The organism is Brachybacterium sp. GCM10030267 (assembly GCF_042666875.1).
GTDB lineage: Bacteria > Actinomycetota > Actinomycetes > Actinomycetales > Dermabacteraceae > Brachybacterium.
The window spans coordinates 70,298-90,798 of sequence record NZ_JBHTCX010000012.1 but is presented as its reverse complement, the minus strand read 5'-3'; the positions used below and the strand labels follow the sequence as shown (position 1 = coordinate 90,798).

The window sequence follows — 20,501 nt, the reverse complement described above, 5'->3', positions numbered from 1 at the left end:
TCAGTCGAGGTAGTCGCGCAGGACCTGCGACCGCGAGGGGTGGCGCAGCTTCGACATGGTCTTGGACTCTATCTGCCGGATGCGCTCGCGGGTGACCCCGTAGACCTTGCCGATCTCGTCGAGGGTCTTGGGCTGGCCGTCCTCCAGACCGAAGCGCATGGAGACCACGCCGGCCTCGCGCTCGGAGAGGGTGTCCAGCACCGAGTGGAGCTGCTCCTGCAGGAGGGTGAAGCTGACCGCGTCGGCGGGGACGACCGCCTCGGAGTCCTCGATGAGGTCGCCGAACTCGCTGTCGCCGTCCTCACCCAGCGGGGTGTGCAGGGAGATGGGCTCGCGGCCGTACTTCTGGACCTCGACGACCTTCTCGGGGGTCATGTCGAGCTCCTTGGCGAGCTCCTCCGGGGTGGGCTCACGGCCGAGGTCCTGCAGCATCTGGCGCTGGACGCGGGCGAGCTTGTTGATGACCTCGACCATGTGCACCGGGATGCGGATGGTGCGAGCCTGGTCCGCCATCGCACGGGTGATGGCCTGACGGATCCACCAGGTGGCGTAGGTCGAGAACTTGTAGCCCTTGGAGTAGTCGAACTTCTCGACGGCGCGGATCAGACCGAGGTTGCCCTCCTGGATGAGATCCAGGAAGAGCATGCCGCGACCGGTGTAGCGCTTGGCGAGGGAGACGACCAGACGGAGGTTGGCCTCGAGCAGGTGGTCCTTGGCGGCGCGACCGTCCTCGGCCACGATCGCGAGCTCGCGACCGGCCTTGGTCTTGGCGATGGACTCGTCCTCCTTGAGCTTGTGCTCGGCGTACAGGCCGGCCTCGATGCGCTCAGCGAGCTCGACCTCCTGGGCCGCGTTCAGCAGCGCGACCTTGCCGATCTGCTTGAGGTAGTCCTTGACGGGGTCTGCGGTCGCGCCGGCGGTGACGACCTGCTGGGCAGGCGCGTCGTCCTCGGTGGCGTTGAAGACGAAGCCCCCGGACTCCTCGACCTTGACGTCGGTCTCCGAGGGCTCCTTCTTGGTCTCGCCCTCCTCGGCCTCGGCCTCGGCGTCAGGCTCCTCGGCCACGTCCGGGGAGGTCTCGGCGACCTTGGCCGCCTTCTTCACGGCGGCCTTCTTGGCAGCGGTCTTCTTCTCGACCGGCTTCTCGGCGCCGTCGGTCTCGACAGTGTCGGGCGCGGCGGCCTCGACGCTCGCGTCGGGCTCGACGGCGGAGTCGGTCTTGGTGGTGCGCTTCTTCCGGGCGGTCGCGGACGCGGGCTTCGCGGTCGACGCGGAACGCTTCGAGGGCGCGCCCGCCTCGGACCCGGCCGCGGCAACGGTCGTGTCAGTGGCGGTCTCGGCGGTCTTGGAGGAGGTCACAGAGTTCCTTCTTCCGGCGGTGCTCCCTGGGAGCGCACCGCCACACTCGGGCGATCAGTCATCTCGGCGCGGCTCGCGGATCCCGCTGGCGCCGTCATCCCGGTACGAACCGGTCTCACGGCGCACGAGGGCACGGTGCCGTCAAGCCTTACGAGTATAACGCCCGGCGCGCGGTGTTATTCCCGGCCCGCCGGGACCGCTCGGCGCCGACGAGCTCGCGGCCCGCCGTGGTGCACCCGCGAGGGATGACGCATCTCTCAGGAGCGTGCGATGGGGCCGTCCTCGCCGTGGGCGAATCCGTCCTTGACGGTGAGGACCGGGCAGGGGGCACCGAGCACGACACGGCGGGCGGAGGCTCCGAGGTTGAGCTTGCCGATCGGGGACTTCCGGCGCAGTCCGATCACCAGCAGGCTGGCCGAGACCTCGTCCACGACCGTCAGCAGGAACTCGCCGATGTCCTGCTGGGAGTTGCTGCGCACCGCCACGTCCAGGTCATCGGCGCCGGCGTCGGCGAGCGCGTCGCGCACCTCGCCCTCGGAGGCGGCGGCCGGGCCGCTGTCGGGATCGTTGTACTGGTGGGAGGCGATGACCAGGTCGTCCTTGGTCCGGCGGGCGTGCCGGATGGCGGCCTGCAGCGCCGCGCGCCCCTGGCCTGATGGGGAGTACCCCACGACGATGGTCATGCGAACGCTCCCCTCGTGGCTGTGCTGGACTCTCCCGCGTCGTCATCCTCGATGGCGCCGATCGGTCGGGCCAGCTTAATCATCCAGCAGGGCACCGATCCACTCGCCGAGGTCCGGATGCGCCAGCAGGAAGGCGTCGTGCCCGATCACGGAGTTCGCGACATGCCATCGGGCGTCCGGGATGTGGTGGGCCATCTCGCCGACGAGGTCCGGCGGGAAGAGCCGGTCGGAATCTATCGCGACCACCAGAGTGCGAGCTGTGACCCTGGACAGTGCGGCGGCGACGCCGCTGCGATCGCGTCCGACATCGTGGGTGTTCATGGAGGTCGCCAGGACCAGGTAGGAGTTCGCGTCGAACCGTCGCACGAGCTTTCCGGCGTGGTGATCGAGGTAGCTGGTCACCTGATGCCTGCCTGCACCGTCCAGCGGGTCCTCGCCCGGCTGCGGCCGGTTGCCGAAACGCGTCTCGAGCTCCGCCGCCGTGCGATAGGTGGTGTGCGCGATCCGGCGGGCGATCCCGAGCCCTGAATCGGGTCCCTGACCGTTCGGCTGGTCGTAGTAATCGCCGCCGTGGAAGCCGGGGTCGACGCGGATAGCAGCGATCTGTGCGCTGTTCCAGGCGATCTGGTCTGCCGTGGCTCGGGCCGAGGTGGCGATCAGACCGAGCCGTTCGACCTCGTCGGGATGGGACACCGCCCACTCAAGCGCTCGCATCCCGCCCATCGATCCGCCGATCACCAGTGCCCAGCTGTCGATGCCGAGCCTGTCGCGCAGCCGACGCTCCGCCTCCACCTGGTCACGCACAGTCACCAGCGGGAACCTCGATCCCCACGGGTCGCCGCCGGGCCCCGGGGAGCTCGGGCCCGTGGTCCCCTGGCAGCCGCCCAGCACGTTGGGGGCGATCACGAAGTACCGGTCGGTGTCGACGGGGCGGCCCGGACCGACCATCTCCTCCCACCAGCCGGGGCTGGGGTGCGCTCTGCTCGCCGGGCCGCGCAGGTGGGAGTCACCGGTCAGCGCGTGCAGCACCAGGACGGCGTTGCCGCGATCAGCATCGAGCCGGCCCCAGGTCTCGTACGCCATGGTGACGTCCTCGAGCACGTCGCCCCCCTCGAGGGCCAGCGGACCGATCTCGGCGAAGCGGCGGTCCCCGTCGCCGTGCTCCGGTCTCCACGCTCCCGTCACCGGGGGAGGTTCAGCAGCGGTCCCGGGCTGGGGGGAGCCGACGGCATCGGCGTCGGCAGCGGACCGGTGCCGGGCGCTCCGTGCTCCGAGCATCGTCATCGGCGGCTGCTCCTCCCTGCTCCCCTGCGCGGCAGGGTCCAGCGGTCCTGGGGATCAGGTGCTGGGCCACCAGGCCGGGAAGATCGGCGTGTCGGTCATTCGTGCCAGCAAGGGTGCCAGAGTCGAGTCCGGTTCGCGGCCCCAGAGATCGTCGACGAAGCCTCCCGCGGTGGCGAACCGATGGTTCCACCACGCCAGCATCACGAGCATCGCGGTGAGGCCCCGCCAGGCTGCCCGGGGCGTGGAGCGCCGGGCAGCGGGCGCAGCATCCATCGCCGCGGCGGCGACCTCACGTAGCTTCTCCAGTGCCTCATACCAGCTCCCACCTGCGCAGATATCAGGATGCGGGGACCACTGGGGAGCGCTGACGAGCACCTGCAGCAGCTCCTCGCGGTCGATGCTGCCGGCGTTGCCGTGTTCGACGCACTGCGCCAGCAGCTCCCAATGGAGACGGTCGACAGCGACTGCCGAGAGCAGCGCGGAGACGTGTTCACAGTCCGTCACGAAGTCGCTCCCGGCCGGGTCGCCGTGGCCCGTCCGCAGCCTGCCCAGCGCGCCGCGCGCCGTCTCGAACAGCGCTCCGGGGTCGCACGAGGCGCCGAGCTCGGTGCGCGCCAGTGTGATGCTGCGCCCGATCGCTTCGAGCACCGGCTCCTCCTCGCGCTCCTGCGGGACGGGGTCGCCGGAGAAGACGGCGTTCGCTGCGGCGCTGGTCTCGGAGAAGCGCTTCAGCGGACCGGGCGGGGAGACGAGGAGGCTCTCGTCCCCGTCCTGCCCGGCGTCTGAGAGGAGCACCTGCCGCGCACTCGAGTCACCCACGGCCCACAGCACGTCGATCTCGAACGGTTCCGGGAGCAGGCGACTGGCGGTGGTCAGGACCAGGCCGCCGGCGAGGATCGAGATGTCGATGGCCACCTGGGGCGCGAGCGGCTCGTAGCCGTCGTCGATGACGAGCAGTGCCAGCGCCCGCGAGCTGCCGTGCTCGCGCATCAGCCCGAGATGGTGCTCGAGGTGCTCCGGCCCTTCGGGAGACATGACGTCTGTCAGGGGTGAGCAGGTCAGCATCGGTGCGGTGCCGTCGCCCGCATGGCCCACCAGGATCAGGCAGTCCGTGGGGATCTCACGAAGGCAGAGACGCGCCTCGGCGAGGAGCTCCGCCGGATCGTCGGGATGCAGGACTCGCGGCCCGGGGTCGCTGGGTGTGGTGTTCGTCGTCATGAGACGACCCTGCGCCACCGCACGGCCCCGACGGGAGGCGGCGGGCGATCATGGGGACGGAGCCCGACTGGGGAGGAACGATGGCAGGACGTGGGAAGATCGTGGGGTCGACGGGAGAGGGAGCATCCATGTCCGCTGTTGAAGGGCCGGCCGACGGCGATCGTCTGCGTGAGCTCGAGATCCGGCTGGTCGATCGGGTCGAAGCGATCACCCGTGCGGAGCTCGCCGCGCGGCGGCGCCAGCTCGAGCAGATCTCCCCGGAGACGGCCGCCCTGGTGGATGCGCTCGAGGACTACCTGCGCGGCGGAAAGCTGCTGCGGCCCCGTTTCTGCTTCTGGGGAGGCGTGGCCGCGCTGGACCGCGAGCCCCGCGAGCAGGAGCTGGATGCCCTCGCCCGCTGCGGGGCGGCGATCGAACTCGTCCAGGCCGCGGCGCTGATGCACGACGACGTCATCGATCACTCCCCCGTCCGTCGCGGGCGGCCCGCCCTCCATGTCGGCGCCGCCTCTCGGCATCAGCGCGACGGACTGGCCGGTTCCGCCGGCGACTACGGCATCGCCGTCGCCATCGTGCTGGGTGATCTGGCTCTGAGCTGGGCCGAGCAGACCGCAGCGGATGTCCCCGGGGAGCAGGATCGCCTCTCGCGTGCACGTCGTGAGTTCGACGATCTGCGCACCGAGGTGATGTCCGGCCAGTTCCTGGACATCCTCCATCAGGCGGGCGGTTTCGCCTCGGCGACCGACGCCGAGCAGGCCGCCCTGTCGGTGATTCGCTGGAAGACCGTGCCGTACACGGTCCTGAGACCGGTACGGATCGGGGCAGCACTGATGGGAGGCGACGATGCCGCCCTGGAGTCGCTCGCCGAGTGGGCGGTCGAGGTCGGCACCGCGTTCCAGCTGCGCGACGATCTGCTCAGCGTGGTCGGGGATCAGGACGAGACCGGCAAGCCGACCGGCGGGGACATCGTCGAGGGCAAACGCACAGTACTGCTCGCGCGCACGGAGGCGGCCGCCGACGACGCCGGTCGCGAGCTGCTGGCGCGTGTCATCGGACGGGCCGACGCCGACGCCGGGGACATCGCCGCCGTCCACGAACTCATGACTGCCACCGGGGCGGTCGCCTCCGTGACCGAGGAGGTGACGCAGCGGGCCGGACGTGCACGGGACCTGCTCTCGGCCGCCGCGGAGCTGGGAGATCTCGGCCGAGCCGGGCTGTCGGAGCTCGCGGGACTGGCCACCGACGTCAGGGCGCTGCCCGCCTGAGGCCGAGCCGGACAGCTGACCCGGAGGGCCGACCGAAAGCCTGGTCCGGAGGGTCCGGTCAGTAAGGCCGCACGGAGTGACCGGTCACGCGGAGGGGCCGGTCGATAAGCCCGGTCCGGAGTGTTCCGTCAGAAGGCCAGTGCCTGCGCACGCCGGCGCACCTCGCCGCGCTGACCGCGCCGCAGGTGGTCGATCGGGCGCCCGGGAAGGCTCTCGTCCTCGCTGAACAGCCACGTCAGCAGCTCGATGTCATCGAATCCTCCGTCCCGCAGGACGGTGATCGTCCCGGGAAGGTGCGGGGCCACACCCTCGTCGGTGAGCATCTCGGCGGGGACCATGCGGACCACGGGATCACCGCGGCGCACCGAGATCAGGTGGCCTTCCTCGATGAGGCGCCGCACGCGCGAGACCTCTACATCCAGTCGCTGGGCGACGTCGGGCAGGGTGAGCCAGTCAGTGATGAGGTCGTCGAGGTCGTTCACGGGTCAAGCGTGCCACGTCCGGGGCCCGCCGTGCACCATGCCGGCCTCACCGGGGCGCCGCTCACGTGACTCATCTGCACTCCCTCGAGAGGCATCACCGGCATCGACCGGTCGACCGGATCGCCCGCCTCGACCGAAATGCCGACGCGCCACGAGTGTGTCGCTGCGTGGTCGGTGCGCATGCTAGGCCTAGATTGACCACGTGAGCGCGGCGACGTCGACTTCCCCCGGCATCAGCCTGCTCCTCGACGACCGCTACCGGGTCGAGGAGCCGATCGCGCGCGGCGGAATGGCGACAGTCCATCGCGGCCATGACGAGCGCCTCGATCGCGTCGTCGCCCTGAAGATCATGCATCCGCACCTCGCGATGGATGAGAACTTCCGCCGCCGGTTCGGCCGTGAGGCACGTGCGGCGGCACGGCTCGCGCACCGCAATGTCGTCGGTGTGTTCGACCAGGGCGAGGATTCCGACCGCATCTATCTGGCTATGGAACTCATCGAGGGCGAGACGCTGCGTGCTCGCATCGGCGAGGTGGAGCGGCTGAGAGTGGCCGACGCCCTCGACGTGACGGCGCAGGTCCTCGAGGCGCTCGTGGCGGCCCACGATGCCGGCATCGTCCACCGTGACATCAAGCCGGAGAACATCCTGCTGGACCACGAGGGGGTCGTGAAGGTCGCCGACTTCGGACTCGCCCGGGCCGTCGGCTCCACGAACTCCTCGGCCAGTGCCACACTCCTGGGCACCGTGGCGTATATCAGCCCGGAGGTCGTCACCCGCGGCCACTGCGACGAACGCAGCGACCTGTACTCGTTGGGCGTGGTGCTGTTCGAGATGCTCACCGGGCGGCAGCCGTTCACCGGGGAACAGCCCGTCCATATCGCCTTCCAGCACGTCCACGACGACATCCCCGCCCCCTCCACGCTGGTCTCCGGCATCCCCCGGGAACTGGACTCGCTGGTGACCTGGGCCGCCGCCCGGCCGGTCGAGCAGCGGCCCGCGACCGCCGCCGATCTGCTGCGGGCGGTGCGCGAGCTGATCGAGACCCTGCCCGCCGCCGTCATGGACGCACGTCCCGAGGAGCGCTCGGACACCGACACCGCGGACACCCCGCGCCTGACCTCGCCGCTGGACGACGTGGTGGCCGAGCTCGGTCACGGCCCCCGCGCCTTCCCGGCCGGGATCTTCTCCACGACCGACGACGGCGCCCCGGTGATCGCCTCACGCGGCGAGTCCGCCCGGCCCGGGGACTCTGTCGGCGTGGACGACGCGGACGGGATCGGGCATCCCGGGGAGAAGGACACCGCCGGAGAGGGCGATGCTCCGGGCCCCGCGGAGGCCACGGAGCAGGAGGGGACGACGTCTCGGCCCGGGACTCCGGGAGAGGATGATCCGGCGCCCCGCACCGTCGTCCTGCGGGCACCGAGAGCCCGCCGCGGCCGCCACCTCCCCCTCGGCACCCGCCGACGCTCCCGCCCGCTCGCGATGCTGGCGGCCCTGTGCCTGGTCATCGCGCTGGCCGGTGGAGCCTGGGCCGGCGGGGACTGGTACCTCAACACGGGCCCCGGCGCCGACCGGACGATCCCGGTCCTGGCCGGCACCCAGCTGACCGATGCGGAGGCCGTTCTCTCAGCCGAGGACCTCAGCACGCGCACCGAGGAACGCTTCGACGACACGGTGCCGGCCGGACACGTGATCGAGGCGACCCCGTCGGCCGGCACCACCGTCAAGAAGGGCGCCAGCGTGCAGCTCGTCGTCTCCAAGGGACAGCAGACCTTCCCCGTGCCCGACCTCGTCGGGATGGATATGGAGGAGGCCCGCAGCGAGGTGGAGTCCGTCGGGCTGGTGCTCGTCGAGGATGAGGCCGAATACTCCGAGACCGTGCCCGAGGGCCAGATCATCTCCCAGTCGCAGTCCGCCGACGCGCTGCCCGAGGGTGGAGAGGTCCGCGTCGTCGCCTCGCAGGGGCGCCAGCCGCTGGCGATCCCCGATCAGACCGGGAAGGACGGCGACGCGGCGCGGTCCGCCCTGGAATCGGCAGGCTTCTCCGTGACCTCGTCCTCGGCCCACCACAGCAGCGTGCCCGCCGGAGCGGTCATCTCCCAATCACCCGCCTCCGGCACCGGGTACCGCGGTGACACCGTGGAGCTGGTGACGTCGCTGGGTCCCGAGATGGTCGTCGTCCCGGATGTCTTCCGCAAACCGGAGGCCGACGCCAAGGCGGCACTCGAGGCCGCCGGCTTCGCCGTCACGGTCGAGCACGATCGGGGTGAGCCGGTCTTCGGGCTCGTCTACGAACAGTCGGCAGCAGCCGGTTCCGAGCTCGAGAAGGGCTCGACGGTCACCATCACGGTGTTCTGACCGGCCCGCCGCCGGTGCCGATACCCGGGCGGGCACCGGCACCGGCCGGCATGCAGGGCACCTCAGGACCCTCAGCGTCGCGAGAGCATCTCCGCGACCAGGAACGACAGCTCGAGGGACTGCTGGTGGTTCAGGCGCGGGTCCACGAGCGTCTCGTAACGGCGCGTCAGTCCCTCCTCGTCGATCTCCCCGGCCCCGCCGAGGACCTCGGTGACGTCGTCACCGGTGAGCTCCATGTGCAGGCCGGCCGGGATCGTGCCCAGGCCCTGGTGGACCTCGAAGAAGCCGACGACCTCGTCGAGGATGTCCTCGAAGCGGCGGGTCTTGTACCCGTTCGAGGAGGTGATCGTATTGCCGTGCATGGGGTCGGTCACCCACGCCACCTGGGCCCCGGAGTCGCGCACGCCTTCGACCAGTGCCGGCAGGCGATCGCGGATGGTGCCGGCGCCCATGCGGGTGATGAACGTGAGCCGTCCCGGCTCGCGCTCGGGGTCGAGCTTGTCGATCAGGCGCAGCGCATCATCGACCGACGCGTTCGGCCCGAGCTTGACCCCGATGGGGTTGCGCAGGCGCGCCATGAAGTCCACGTGCGCCCCGTCCAGCTGGCGCGTGCGCTCCCCCACCCACAGGAAGTGGCCCGAGCAGCCGTAGATCTCTCCGGTACGGGAGTCGATCCTGGCCAGGGCCTCCTCGTAGTCCAGCAGCAGTGCCTCGTGGGAGGCGTAGAACTCCACGACCTTGAGGGCGTCGAAGTCCGCGCCGATGGCGTCCATGAAGCGGATGGCCTTGTCGATCTGCGCCGCCAGCTCCTCGTAGCGGTCGTAGCCGCTTCCGGAGGTGAAACCGCGGTTCCAGGAATGGACCTCCCGGAGATCGGCGAAGCCGCCGCCGGTGAAGGCCCGCAGCAGGTTCAGGGTGGAGGCGCTGGTGGTGTACATCCTCCACAGACGCTGCGGATCCGGGATCCGTGACTCCGGGGTGAAGGCGTAGTCGTTGACCGCGTCCCCGCGGTAGGTGGGCAGGGTCACACCATCCCGTGTCTCCTCGTCCGAGGAGCGGGGCTTGGCGAACTGGCCGGCCATCCGGCCCATCTTCACCACCGGCACGGAGGCACCATAGGTCAGCACCGCCGACATCTGCAGGATGGTGCGGATCTTGTTGCGGATCCGGTCGGCCGTGGAGTCGGCGAAGGTCTCGGCGCAGTCCCCGCCGGCGAGCAGGAAAGCCTCTCCGCGGGCGGCCGCCGCGATGTGATCGCGCAGCACGTCGGCCTCACCGGCGAAGACGAGCGGCGGAGCGGCGCGCAGGTCCTCGAAGACCCGCGCCCGCTCGGCCTCGTCCGGCCACACCGGCTGCTGCTCCCGCGGATACTCGCGCCACGCACCCAGCGCCGCCAGGCCGTCGTCGGCCGAGGAGAGCGAGAAGTCGTGGGCGCGGGCAGGGGCATCGGGGCTGTACTGAGTCACCCCCACAGGGTACGCAGTACCCGCGCGCGCGGCCGACCGCTTCCAGTGCTCGGAACCCTGCCTGTGGCAGGCCGGCTCCGCGGCCGGAACCTCGGGAGCCGGCCGAGCCGACGGGGTCGGCGCCGGAGGCGTCCAGCAGTGCGGACGGCGACGGCGCGGGCGCGGTCGCCGCCGTATCTCACACCGCCGTATCGGGTTCCTCGCCACCCAGGGGCTGTCCCGCCGCGGCCTTCATGCGCTTCTTGACCTCAGCGGCGTACTCACCGCTGCGCTCCTGGCCCGAGAGCTCGTGGATCCGGTCCATGACCGCGTCCGTCACGGCCCTGAGCACCTTCGATTCCTCGGCGCCGTCGAGATCCGCGACGATCTCGCGCACATCCAGCGGCTCTCCGATCACGGCGTGCACCCGGGGCCTCCGGCGCGGGAAGTACTTCCGGCCGCGCTGCGCCTCGAACGCGCCCAGCATCGCCACGGGGACCACCGGAGCCCCCGTGGCGAGCGCGAACCGGGCAACGCCCGTCTTGCCCCGGTGGAGACGCCCATCAGGGCTGCGACTGCCCTCGGGGAAGATGCCGAGGACCTTGCCCGCCGCCAGCACATCGAGGCCGGCATCGATGGCCGAGCGTGCGGCGCTGCCCCCGGTGCGGTCCACCGGCATCACGTGCAGGCCGCGCATCACCGAGGCCACGACCCGGTTCAGCGGGGAGCGACCGGCGAAGATGTCCGACTTGCCCAGGAAATGCACACTGCGGCGCACCTGCCCCGGCAGGAAGACCGTGTCGGAGTAGGCCAGGTGGTTGGAGGCGAGGATGACCGGGCCCTCGTCCGGGATGTTCTCGGTGCCGCTGACCGTAGGACGCCAGATCACGCGCACCACGGCCATCACGAGCGGTTTGGCGACCTCGTACAGCACGACGAACTCCTGGGGACGAGGGGATGAAGCATGCGGGCGCGGGTGCGACGATGTACCCATGGCGTTCAGCGAACTGTCCCGCCCCTGGCGCGCGCGAGGTCACTCTAACCCGCGCGGCGGGCTGCTCCTGTGCCACGGCTTCACCGGGACCCCGCAGTCGCTGCGTCCGTGGGCCGAGGATCACGCCGCGCGGGGCTGGGCCGTCGACCTTCCTCTGCTGCCCGGTCACGGGACCTCGTGGCAGGACCTCGCGGGACGGTCCTGGCGGGACTGGTACGGCCACGTGCGCGAGGTCGCGCTGACGCTGTCTCACCAGCACGGCCCGATCGCGGTCGGCGGGCTGTCGATGGGGGGCGCGCTCGCCCTCGCCCTGGCCGAGGATCCGATGCTGCGCGGGCGCCTGGCAGCCGTGGTCGCGGTCAATCCCGGCATCGCCCTGCCTGCGACCGCGGCGGCTGCGGGACTGATCTCCCCGGTGGTGCGCACCCTTCCCGGGATCGGATCCGACATCGCCCGGGAGGGCGGGGCCGAGGAGGCCTACGACCGGATGCCGGTGCGCGCCGTCGCCGAGGTGCGGCGACTGTTCGCGCGCACCCGGCGCGAGCTGGATGCAGTCGAGATCCCGCTGCTGCTGGCCACCTCCCCCGCGGACCGGACCGTCCCGGCCGCCGACAGCGATCTCATCGCCGCGCGGGTCAGCGGGTCCGTCCAGCGACTGGCGACGACACGCAGCCGTCATCTGGTCCCGCTGGATCTGGACGCCGACCTGCTGTTCGAGACCTCGGCGCGCTTCCTGGACGCCCATGTGCCCCGGCCTCTCGACGGCGCCCGGCCGGCCGGCGGTCCGCAGCTCGCCGGAGGCCCGCGATGACCGCCGACCGTCCGAACGCGCATGATCCGCGCGATGTCGACGCCGAGTTCGCGCGCATGCTCGAGAGCGAGGGCATGATGCTCAACCCCGGCGAGGCTCCCCACGAGCCGGCGGCCGAGGACCACGGCCCCCCACCACGGGACCCGGACGAGGACGGGGACGCGCCCGCAGACCAGGACCCCGGCACAGGCGGTCCGGACGAGGACGACCTGTGGTCCTTCAGCGCCGACTCCCCGTCCGAACCGCCCAGTGCGGAATCGCGCGCCCGCTCCCGAGCCGCACATCCTTCGGCCGGGCCGCCCGACGTGGCCGACGGCGTGCGCGGCACCGCCGGTCCGCGCGAGCTCGATGACGACGAGGTGCTCTACGGCGACTTCGAGCCGCCGGACCCCGATCTGCCGGAGCCGTCCTCCGGTGCGCTGTGGTCGTGGACCGCGCTGATCGGTGGATTCGTGCTGATGCTCGTGGTCACCGCAAGCGCGACGCTGCCGGACTTCCTCGCCTGGCTGGGAGGGCTCGCGGCCATCGGTGGCCTGGTGTCCCTGCTCCTGCGGGTACCCCGCAGCAGGGACGGCGACGATGACGGAGCCGAGGTCTGAGGGCTGGGGCCCACGGCAGAGCCGTCAGCGAGCCAGGTCGGCGGCCCCGACGATCCCGGCGCGGTTCCCCATCTTCGCGAGCACGAACGGCGACAGGTCCCGGTGCGTCCGGGCGGTGAGGTTCGCGGCGTAGGCGCGGCGGGCGGGATCCAGCAGGAGGTCGCCGGCCGCCGCGACGCCGCCGCCGACCACGATCACCTCGGGGTCCAGCAGCGCCGAGATCGACGCCATACCCGTCCCGAGCCAGGTACCGATCTCCGCGATCAGCTCCTGCGCCCCCGGATCGCCCTGCTGGGCGAGGCGAGTGATCAGCGGACCGTCGATCTCCTTGCGTGCCCCGCCGGCAGCCTGCACCAGCGGGCCCAGCAGCGGGTCGCCCGCCGAGGCCCTCCGCTTCGCGGTGCGCACCAGAGCGGTGCCCGCCGTGTACTGCTCCAGGCAGCCCTTGCGTCCGCAGCCGCACCATTGCCCATCGGGCACGGCGGTCATGTGCGCGACCTCGCCCGCGAAGCCCCCGCTGCCCCGCAGCAGCCGGCCGTCCAGGACGATCGCCCCACCGAGGCCGGTCCCCACGGTCACCATCAGCATGTGCGCCGCCTCGGTGGCCGCCCCGAAGCGGTACTCGGCCCATCCGGCGACGTTCGCGTCGTTCTCCACCACCACGGGAAGGCCCGTCAGTCGCTCCAGCTCGTCGGCGAGCGCGCGGTGACGCCACGCGAGGTTGGCCGCGAACTTCACGGTGCGACGGTCGGCGCCCACGAACCCGGCGGCCCCCACGCCGACCCCGACCACGTCGTGGTCGGCCCTCAGCTCGGCGACGGCATCGGCGACGCCCGCCTCTATCAGCTCCGGCTCCGTGGCCGGCGTGCTGCGCGTGGTCGTGGCGACGATGGCGCCGTCCTCGTCGACCACGCCGGCGGCGATCTTGGTGCCGCCGATGTCCACTCCGATGGAGAGCATGCTGCTCCTTCTGCGTCGATACCCCGTATGTCCGGCCCTGTACGCGCTCTCGCCCGTGCGCAGGCATGCTCGCTGATCGGCCAGCCGGCCCGTCAGCCTGCTGTCGTACATCGTAGATCGGCCTGCCGTAAGATCGTGGTCACCCCACCAGCGCTTCCGGGCAGGCGGCCGGTACGCCGGGCACGAGCGCCCGGCCCGGATCGAAGGAGATTCGATGAAGCAGTACACCACTGCCCCACAGCATGAGAGCCGGCCCGACGAGAACACCACCGATCTCCTCCTCGGGCGACTGCGCTCGAACCCCTCCGTGCCGATCTTCGAGCACGCGAACCCCGACGGCGGCTACACCCCGATGGCCACCGCCGACTTCATCGAGGACGTCAAGCAGGTCGCCAAGGGACTGATCGCCGGTGGGGTCGAGACCGGTGATGTGGTCGCGATCCTCTCCCGCACCCGCTACGAGTGGACGCTCGCCGATTGGGCCGTGTGGTGGACCGGAGCGGTCAGCGTGCCGATCTACGAGACCTCCTCCCCCAGCCAGATCCAATGGATCGCCTCCGACTCCGGGGCGCGCTACGCCCTGGTCGAGGCGACGAGGCACGCGGAGGACGTGGAATCGGTGCGCGGCGAACTGCCCGCGCTGGAACGCATCGGCGTCATCGAGGACGGCATCCTGGACGAGCTCAAGCAGCGCGGCCGCGATGTCAGCGACGAGGAGCTCGAAGCCCGGCGCACCTCGCGCGGCCTGGCGGACGTGGCGACCATCATCTACACCTCGGGCACCACCGGCCGCCCCAAGGGCGCCGAGCTCACCCACGCCAACTTCGTGGACACCACGCGCAGCGCCCTGAACCTGCTGGGCACGCACGTGCTGCCCCCGGGGTCGCGGATGCTGATGTTCCTGCCGATGGCGCACGTGTTCGCACGGCTCATCTCGGTCCTGGCCGCATCCTGGCCGATCACCACCGCCTTCACCCCGGACACCAAGAACCTGCTGCCGGATCTCGCCGCCTTCAGACCCACCTTCCTGCTCGCCGTGCCGCGAGTGTTCGAGAAGGTCTACAACGGCGCGGAGGCCAAGGCGATCGCCGGCGGCCGCGGCAAGATCTTCAGCGCCGCGGCCGAGACCGCGATCGCCTACTCCCGGGCGCAGTCGAGCGGAAAGGTGCCCCTGCCCCTCAGGCTCCGGCACGCCGTGTTCGACAAGCTGGTCTTCGGGAAGCTGCGTGAGGCCATGGGCGGCCAGGTCACCTGGGCCGTCTCCGGCGGTGCGCCGCTGGGCGCCCGCCTGGCCCACTTCTTCCGCGGTATCGGCGTGACCATCCTCGAGGGCTACGGCCTGACCGAGACCACCGCCCCGATCTGCGTGAACCTGCCCTGGGCGGTCAAGCCGGGCACCGTGGGCCCGCCGCTTCCGGGATCCACGGTCGCCATCGATGACGACGGCGAGATCCTCGTCAAGGGCGTCATGGTCTTCAAGGGCTACCACAACAACCCCGAGGCCACCGCCGAGGCCCTCCGCGACGGCTGGTTCCGCACCGGGGACATCGGCTCGCTGGGCGAGGACGGCACGCTGACCATCACCGGCCGCAGCAAGGAGGTCATCGTCACCGCGGGCGGCAAGAACATCTCACCCGCCCAGCTCGAGGATCAGCTGCGGGCGCATCCGCTGATCAGCCAGTGCGTCGTGATCGGCGATCAGCGGCCGTTCGTCGCCGCCATCCTGACGCTGGACGCCGAGATGCTCCCGACCTGGCTGAAGAACAACGGGATGGAGGAGATGACGATCGCGCAGGCGGCCCAGGACCCGGCCGTGCGCGCCGAGCTGCAGACGGCCGTCGACAAGGCCAACCAGTCCGTCTCCCGCGCCGAGTCGATCCGCGCGTTCGAGGTCATCGAGACGGATTTCACGGAGGAGAACGGCTATCTCACGCCCTCGATGAAGCTCAAGCGCAACGTCGTCGTCCAGGACCTCTCCGAGGTCATCGAGCGCATCTACTCCGGGTCCAAGCCGGTGTCCTGAGCGCCGGGACCATCGGGCACCTCCGATGGTCAGGGCCGCGTCGTAGTCTGCGGCCATGTCCGCGCGCCGCCAGCTGAGCTTCGATGATCTCGGCACCCCGCTGGTAGACGCCACCCTCGTCGTCGTCGACCTCGAGACCACCGGCACCGACCCGAGGGCCGACGCCATCACCGAGATCGGGGCGGTCAAGGTGCGCGGCGGGGAGGTGCTCGGCGAGTTCCGCACCTTCGTCGATCCGGAGCGCCCGATCCCGGCGTACATCGCCTCCCTGACGGGGATCTCGGACGCCTCGGTGGCCGGTGCCCCGTCGATCCGCACAGTGCTGCCGATGTTCCTGGACTTCGTCGGCGACGCCGCCCTGGTGGCGCACAACGCACGGTTCGACATCTCGTTCCTGACCGCCCAGGCCGCCCGCTGCGACATCGGGTGGCCACGGCCGCTGGTACTGGACACCCTGGCTCTGGCGCGGACGGTCTTCCGGCGCGACGAGGTGCGCGACCACAAGCTCTCCACCCTGGCGGCGCACGTCGGAGCGAGCATCACCCCTGACCACCGGGCGCTCTCGGATGCCCGGGCCACGGTGGACGTCCTGCACGCGATCATCGACCGGCTGGGACCGCGCGGCGCCGCCACCCTCGAGGACCTCTCCTCCGCGCATCGCCGCGCCACACCGGTGCAGCTGCGCAAGAAGCACCTGGCCGAGACGGTTCCTTCGGTTCCCGGCGTGTACCAGTTCCTCGACGCCCACGGAGGCGTGCTGTACGTGGGGACCTCCCGGAATCTGCGCTCCCGGGTGCGCACGTACTTCACGGCGGCCGAGACCCGGCGCAAGGTGCTGGACATGCTCCCGCGCGCCGAGTCGGTCGACGTGCTGGAGTGCACCACGCCGACCGAGGCCGCGGTGCGCGAGCTGCGGATCATCGCGGCGAAGAAGCCGCCGACGAACCGGCATGGGCTCTCCCCCGAGAAGGCGGTGTGGCTCCGTCTGGGCTCGGGCTCCGAGGGGCTGCGCACGGCACGGATCGCGCGCCCGGAGGCCGACGGCTCCGCCCAGATCGGCCCGCTGTCCTCCCGGCACGACGTCGAGCCCCTGCGCGGGCTGCTCACCGACGCGATCCTGGGCCGCGGGGCGGCGTTCGAGCAGGCCTCCGGGCGCGGTGCCCGCGCCGAGGCCGGGCACCGGGATCGCATCCGCCGGGCGATGCTCGTCGACCCCCGCGAGATCCTCGACCATGTCGCCGCCCGCATGCGAGGCCACGTCTCGGCCGGTCGCTACGAGGACGCCGAGAAGCTGCGGCGCCTGGCGGGGATGTACCTCGCGGCCGCGCGTCGCGCCTCCCGGCTGCGGGCGATCTGCGAGGTGCCGCTGCTGATCGCCGCCCGGCCCAGCACGGAGGGCGTGATCGGCGGGCGCGGATGGGAGCTGCTGGCGGTGCGGCACGGCCGTTTCGCCGGCACGGCTCTGGTGCCCTCCCACGCCGACCCCTTGGCAGTCGCGCGCTCCCTGGCCGTGACCGGCACCGGGGAGGCGGAGCTCGCCGCCCCGCTGTGCCAGGGCTACCACCAGGAGGCGGAGATCCTGCTCAGCTGGCTCGACGGCGAGGGCGTGCGCACGGTGCTGATGGAGGGCGAGTGGCATGTGCCCGCGAGGGCTCGCTTCGACGCCGAGCTGCTCGCGGAGCGCTTCGCCCGGACGACCGCACTCGCGGCGCCGATCGCGGATTAGGCTCGGAGCACACGTCCCGGCGCGCCCTGCGCCCCGTCCGAGGAGAAGCCATGATCACCGCCATCGTCTCGATCGTCGTCGAGTCCGCCCGCATCCCCGAGGTCGCCGAGGCCGTCGTCGATCTCGACGGCGTCGAGCAGGTGTACTCGGTCACCGGCGACGTCGACCTGATCGCCGTCGTGCGGGTGCGCCGTCACGAGGATCTCGCGGACGTCATCGCGGGGCATCTCGGGAAGGTCCAGGGCATCCTCGACACCACGACGAACATCGCCTTCAAGACCTACTCCACGCGTGATCTGGACGCCGCGTTCGACCTCGGCATCGAGGGCTGAGCCGACGGCCTCAGCCGTCCTCGGCGGCAGCTTCCCGCGAGGCGATAGCCCAACGCCGGACCAGCTCCGCAGGACGCCCCGAGTCCAACGCGTCCCGGGCCTCCGCGAACGCGGCTGCGAACCGCTCCTCGAACCCGTCGGCCGCCGCCTGATCGATCCCGTCGAAGGCGAGCACGCCGGCCGCCGCGTTCAGCAGCACCGCGTCACGGATCGGCCCCATCCGCCCGTCGCGGGCCCCGGCGAAGAGCTCCCGAGTCACCTCCGCGTTCTCCTCGGCGGTGCCGCCGCGCAGCGCGTCGTGGCCGCTGCGCGGGATACCCAGCAGGAGCTCCGGGTCCAGCGAGTGCTCACGGACCTCGCCGCCTCGCACCTCCCAGACGTCGGAGGCAGCGGTGACGGTGAGCTCGTCGAGCCCGTCCTGGCCACGGAAGACCAGGGCGCTGGTGCCGCGAGCGGCGAACACGCCGGCGACGGTCGGCGCGATCGTGGCGTCGGCCACGCCCACCGCACTCGCCCGGGGCCGGCCGGGATTGGTGATGGGACCCAGGATGTTCATCACGGTGGGGATGCCCAGCCCCTTGCGGGCCTCCGCAGCGAACCGCATCGACGGGTGGAAGACCTGCGCGAACAGGAATGTCATCCCGATCTCCTCGACCAGATCCTCGACCACGGGGACGGGCAGGTCGAGGCGCACGCCGAGCGCCTCGAGCACGTCGGCCGAGCCGGATCTCGAGCTCGAGGCCCGGTTTCCGTGCTTGACCACCGCGCGGCCCGTCGAGGCGATGACCATGGAGGCCATGGTGGAGATGTTCACGGTATGAGCCAGATCGCCGCCGGTACCGACGATGTCGACAGCGCGCGACGGGGCGCGCACCGGCCGCGCATGCGAGACCATCGCATCCGCCAGAGCTGCGAGCTCCCCACTGGTGACGCCCTTGGCCTGCAGCGACACCAGGAACCCGGCGAGCTGGACCGGCGTCGTGTTTCCGGACATGACCTCGTCCATCGCCCACGACGCCTCGCCGGCCTCGAGCTCTTCACCACGCACGAGGCGCGACGTGATCCGGGGCCAGGTCGGGATGTTCTCGTTCATGCCCCGATCATGGCACTTCGGGACGCCCGGCCGTCGCGAGGATCACGGATCGGATCACGGAGCGATCACGACCCCGCATGCGGCGATCACCTGCACCGATCCCGCGAGCCGGACGGAGCGTGTCCCCGTTCGTGACAGGCCGTCAGGAGGGATATGCTGACGTCGTCCGCCCCGGGGCGCTGCCCCGCGGTGTGGTCGGGCGTCGTGACCCGGCACGCCGAATCTGACGACACGACATAATGGTGACGTGACTACTGCGACCCTGCCTGAGCGCTCCGCCGCCGCTGCCCCAGCGGTAGGCCGCCCGAACCCGACGCAGATCGGCACGATCGTCTGGCTCGCCAGCGAACTGATGTTCTTCGGCGGGCTGTTCGCCATGTTCTTCACGTTGCGCTCGATGGCGCCGGAGACGTTCGCCGACGGCGAGGCGAACTTCACTCACGGCTTCGCCATGGTGAACACCATCATCCTGGTCGCCAGCTCGTTCACCTGCCAGATGGGCGTGTTCCTGGCCGAGGGCCAGTTCCCCTGGGGCAAGCCCTTCGCCCCGCGCAAGGCCCGCACCGGCTCGATCTTCAACGTCGCCGGGTGGGGCATGATCGAGTGGTACACGCTGACCTTCGTCATGGGCGCGGTCTTCGTCTCCGGGCAGGCCTACGAGTACACCGAGCTCATCCACGAGGGCGTGACGCTCTCGTCCTCCCCGTTCGGCTCGATCTTCTACCTCGCCACGGGCTTCCACGGCATCCACGTCGTCGGCGGCCTGATCGCCTTCCTGATGGTGATGATGCGGTCCTTCATGGCGGAGTCCTTCACCCAGCACGAGCAGGTCTCCGCGATCTGCATCTCGTACTACTGGCACTTCGTCGATGTGGTCTGGGTGGGCCTGTTCTTCGTGGTCTACCTGCTGGATCCGATCATGACCGGCACCAGCCCGGGCCACGCCGTGCCCGTCGACTTCGACTGGAGCATCTTCTGATCCCCGCGCCCGCACAGGCTCCCCCGCCTGGTGCGCGCCGCAGCTCCCCTCCCGCCCCTGCTCGTCCCCTCCACGAATCGAGGTCCGAACCGTGAAGGCACTCGCCGCACGACGTCATCATCCGATGGCGCTACTCGTGATCCTGCTGCTCGCCCTCGTCGCGACCGGCGGGCTGTACGCCGCGTTCCAGCCGCAGACAGCCCAGGCGGAGACCTACACGCAGGACGACGTCGACGCCGGGGAAGCGCTGTTCCTGGCCAACTGCGCCACCTGCCACGGTCGCAGCGGGCAGGGCCTGACCGACTCCGACGGCAGCACCCTGGGCCCGTCGCTGATCGGGGTGGGTGCCGCGGCCGTCGACTTCCAGGTCGGCACCGGTCGCATGCCCATGCAGAACTCGGGCGCACAGGCGCAGCGCAAGCCCCCGCAGATGAACGAGGAGCAGACCCGTCAGCTGGCGGCCTACGTCGCCTCCCTCGGCCCCGGCCCCGCAGTGCCCGACGAGGAGTACCTCGACACCTCCCAGGGTGATGCCACCCAGGGCGGAGAGATCTTCCGCATCAACTGCGCCATGTGCCACAACGCGGCCGGCGCCGGCGGTGCGCTCACGCGCGGCAAGTACGCCCCGGAGCTCGAGGGCGTCGAGCCCAAGCACATCTACGAGGCCATGGACACCGGGCCGCAGAACATGCCCGTGTTCAACGAGACGAGCCTGACCCCCGAGGACAAGCGCGACGTGATCACCTACCTCGAATCCCTCGAGGAGACCGGGTCACCCGGTGGCATCTCCCTGGGCTCACTGGGGCCCGTGACCGAAGGCCTGTACGCCTGGACGATCATCCTCTCCCTGCTCCTGTCGGTCGCCGTCTGGCTGGGGGCGAAGGCGAAGTGA

General features: G+C 71.0%; 18 protein-coding genes. 9 read left to right on the top strand and 9 right to left on the bottom strand.

Annotated features, from left to right (window positions below; all coding sequences use genetic code 11):
• The 4 genes from ACFQS2_RS11530 to ACFQS2_RS11515 all read right to left on the bottom strand — a co-directional run bounded on the left by ACFQS2_RS11530 (position 1) and on the right by ACFQS2_RS11515 (position 4,544).
• Positions 1-1,359, bottom strand: a complete 1,359-nt coding sequence (locus ACFQS2_RS11530; protein ID WP_377793863.1) for an RNA polymerase sigma factor — start codon at positions 1,357-1,359, stop codon at positions 1-3.
• Between the two features lie 257 nt (positions 1,360-1,616).
• The gene (locus ACFQS2_RS11525) at positions 1,617-2,042 is read right to left on the bottom strand and encodes a universal stress protein (protein ID WP_377020054.1); all 426 of its coding nucleotides are present in this window, start codon (positions 2,040-2,042) and stop codon (positions 1,617-1,619) included.
• A gap of 75 nt (positions 2,043-2,117) precedes the next feature.
• Complete coding sequence (locus tag ACFQS2_RS11520) at positions 2,118-3,326, bottom strand: homoserine O-acetyltransferase (RefSeq protein ID WP_377793862.1); 1,209 nt, start codon at positions 3,324-3,326, stop codon at positions 2,118-2,120.
• Between the two features lie 54 nt (positions 3,327-3,380).
• Entirely contained in the window at positions 3,381-4,544 is a 1,164-nt protein-coding gene (locus ACFQS2_RS11515; RefSeq protein ID WP_377793861.1) for a hypothetical protein, read from the bottom strand.
• A 128-nt stretch (positions 4,545-4,672) separates the two neighbouring features.
• Here ACFQS2_RS11515 and ACFQS2_RS11510 point away from each other — a divergent pair, with 128 nt between their 5' ends.
• Positions 4,673-5,806, top strand: coding sequence for a polyprenyl synthetase family protein (locus tag ACFQS2_RS11510; protein ID WP_377793860.1), 1,134 nt, complete (start codon positions 4,673-4,675; stop codon positions 5,804-5,806).
• Between the two features lie 128 nt (positions 5,807-5,934).
• Here ACFQS2_RS11510 and ACFQS2_RS11505 read toward each other — a convergent pair whose 3' ends face one another.
• Positions 5,935-6,288, bottom strand: coding sequence for an Rv2175c family DNA-binding protein (locus ACFQS2_RS11505; RefSeq protein ID WP_377020058.1), 354 nt, complete (start codon positions 6,286-6,288; stop codon positions 5,935-5,937).
• Positions 6,289-6,490: 202 nt separating this feature from the next.
• On the opposite strand from ACFQS2_RS11505, the gene ACFQS2_RS11500 reads away from it, so the two are divergent.
• A complete protein-coding gene (locus ACFQS2_RS11500; RefSeq protein ID WP_377793859.1) occupies positions 6,491-8,647 on the top strand; it encodes a PASTA domain-containing protein in 2,157 nt (718 codons plus the stop codon).
• A gap of 71 nt (positions 8,648-8,718) precedes the next feature.
• Here ACFQS2_RS11500 and ACFQS2_RS11495 read toward each other — a convergent pair whose 3' ends face one another.
• Both ACFQS2_RS11495 and ACFQS2_RS11490 read right to left on the bottom strand, forming a co-directional pair.
• Positions 8,719-10,113, bottom strand: a complete 1,395-nt coding sequence (locus ACFQS2_RS11495) for a class II 3-deoxy-7-phosphoheptulonate synthase (protein ID WP_377793858.1) — start codon at positions 10,111-10,113, stop codon at positions 8,719-8,721.
• Positions 10,114-10,291: 178 nt separating this feature from the next.
• Entirely contained in the window at positions 10,292-11,026 is a 735-nt protein-coding gene (locus tag ACFQS2_RS11490) for a lysophospholipid acyltransferase family protein (RefSeq protein ID WP_377793857.1), read from the bottom strand.
• A 58-nt stretch (positions 11,027-11,084) separates the two neighbouring features.
• Here ACFQS2_RS11490 and ACFQS2_RS11485 point away from each other — a divergent pair, with 58 nt between their 5' ends.
• Positions 11,085-11,897 (top strand): alpha/beta hydrolase, encoded by an 813-nt coding sequence (locus tag ACFQS2_RS11485; protein ID WP_377793856.1) that lies wholly within the window; start codon positions 11,085-11,087, stop codon positions 11,895-11,897.
• Positions 11,894-12,496, top strand: coding sequence for a hypothetical protein (locus ACFQS2_RS11480; RefSeq protein ID WP_377020063.1), 603 nt, complete (start codon positions 11,894-11,896; stop codon positions 12,494-12,496). The genes ACFQS2_RS11485 and ACFQS2_RS11480 overlap by 4 nt, the downstream gene beginning before the upstream one ends.
• A 24-nt stretch (positions 12,497-12,520) precedes the next feature.
• On the opposite strand, the gene ACFQS2_RS11475 is transcribed toward ACFQS2_RS11480, so the two are convergent.
• On the bottom strand, positions 12,521-13,456 hold the full coding sequence (locus ACFQS2_RS11475; RefSeq protein ID WP_377793855.1) for an ROK family glucokinase: 936 nt from the start codon (positions 13,454-13,456) through the stop codon (positions 12,521-12,523).
• A gap of 214 nt (positions 13,457-13,670) precedes the next feature.
• On the opposite strand from ACFQS2_RS11475, the gene ACFQS2_RS11470 reads away from it, so the two are divergent.
• From ACFQS2_RS11470 to ACFQS2_RS11460, 3 genes are read left to right on the top strand one after another with little or no spacing between them, the layout of a single operon-like run.
• The gene (locus tag ACFQS2_RS11470; protein WP_377020065.1) at positions 13,671-15,479 is read left to right on the top strand and encodes an AMP-dependent synthetase/ligase; all 1,809 of its coding nucleotides are present in this window, start codon (positions 13,671-13,673) and stop codon (positions 15,477-15,479) included.
• A gap of 55 nt (positions 15,480-15,534) precedes the next feature.
• The gene (locus ACFQS2_RS11465) at positions 15,535-17,205 is read left to right on the top strand and encodes a DEDD exonuclease domain-containing protein (RefSeq protein ID WP_377793854.1); all 1,671 of its coding nucleotides are present in this window, start codon (positions 15,535-15,537) and stop codon (positions 17,203-17,205) included.
• Positions 17,206-17,255: 50 nt separating this feature from the next.
• Positions 17,256-17,537, top strand: a complete 282-nt coding sequence (locus ACFQS2_RS11460; protein WP_377020067.1) for an Lrp/AsnC family transcriptional regulator — start codon at positions 17,256-17,258, stop codon at positions 17,535-17,537.
• 10 nt (positions 17,538-17,547) lie between these two features.
• Here ACFQS2_RS11460 and trpD read toward each other — a convergent pair whose 3' ends face one another.
• Entirely contained in the window at positions 17,548-18,630 is a 1,083-nt protein-coding gene (gene trpD, locus ACFQS2_RS11455) for an anthranilate phosphoribosyltransferase (protein WP_377020068.1), read from the bottom strand.
• 247 nt (positions 18,631-18,877) lie between these two features.
• Here trpD and ACFQS2_RS11450 point away from each other — a divergent pair, with 247 nt between their 5' ends.
• Complete coding sequence (locus ACFQS2_RS11450; RefSeq protein WP_377020069.1) at positions 18,878-19,609, top strand: heme-copper oxidase subunit III; 732 nt, start codon at positions 18,878-18,880, stop codon at positions 19,607-19,609.
• 91 nt (positions 19,610-19,700) lie between these two features.
• Complete coding sequence (locus ACFQS2_RS11445) at positions 19,701-20,501, top strand: c-type cytochrome (protein ID WP_377020070.1); 801 nt, start codon at positions 19,701-19,703, stop codon at positions 20,499-20,501.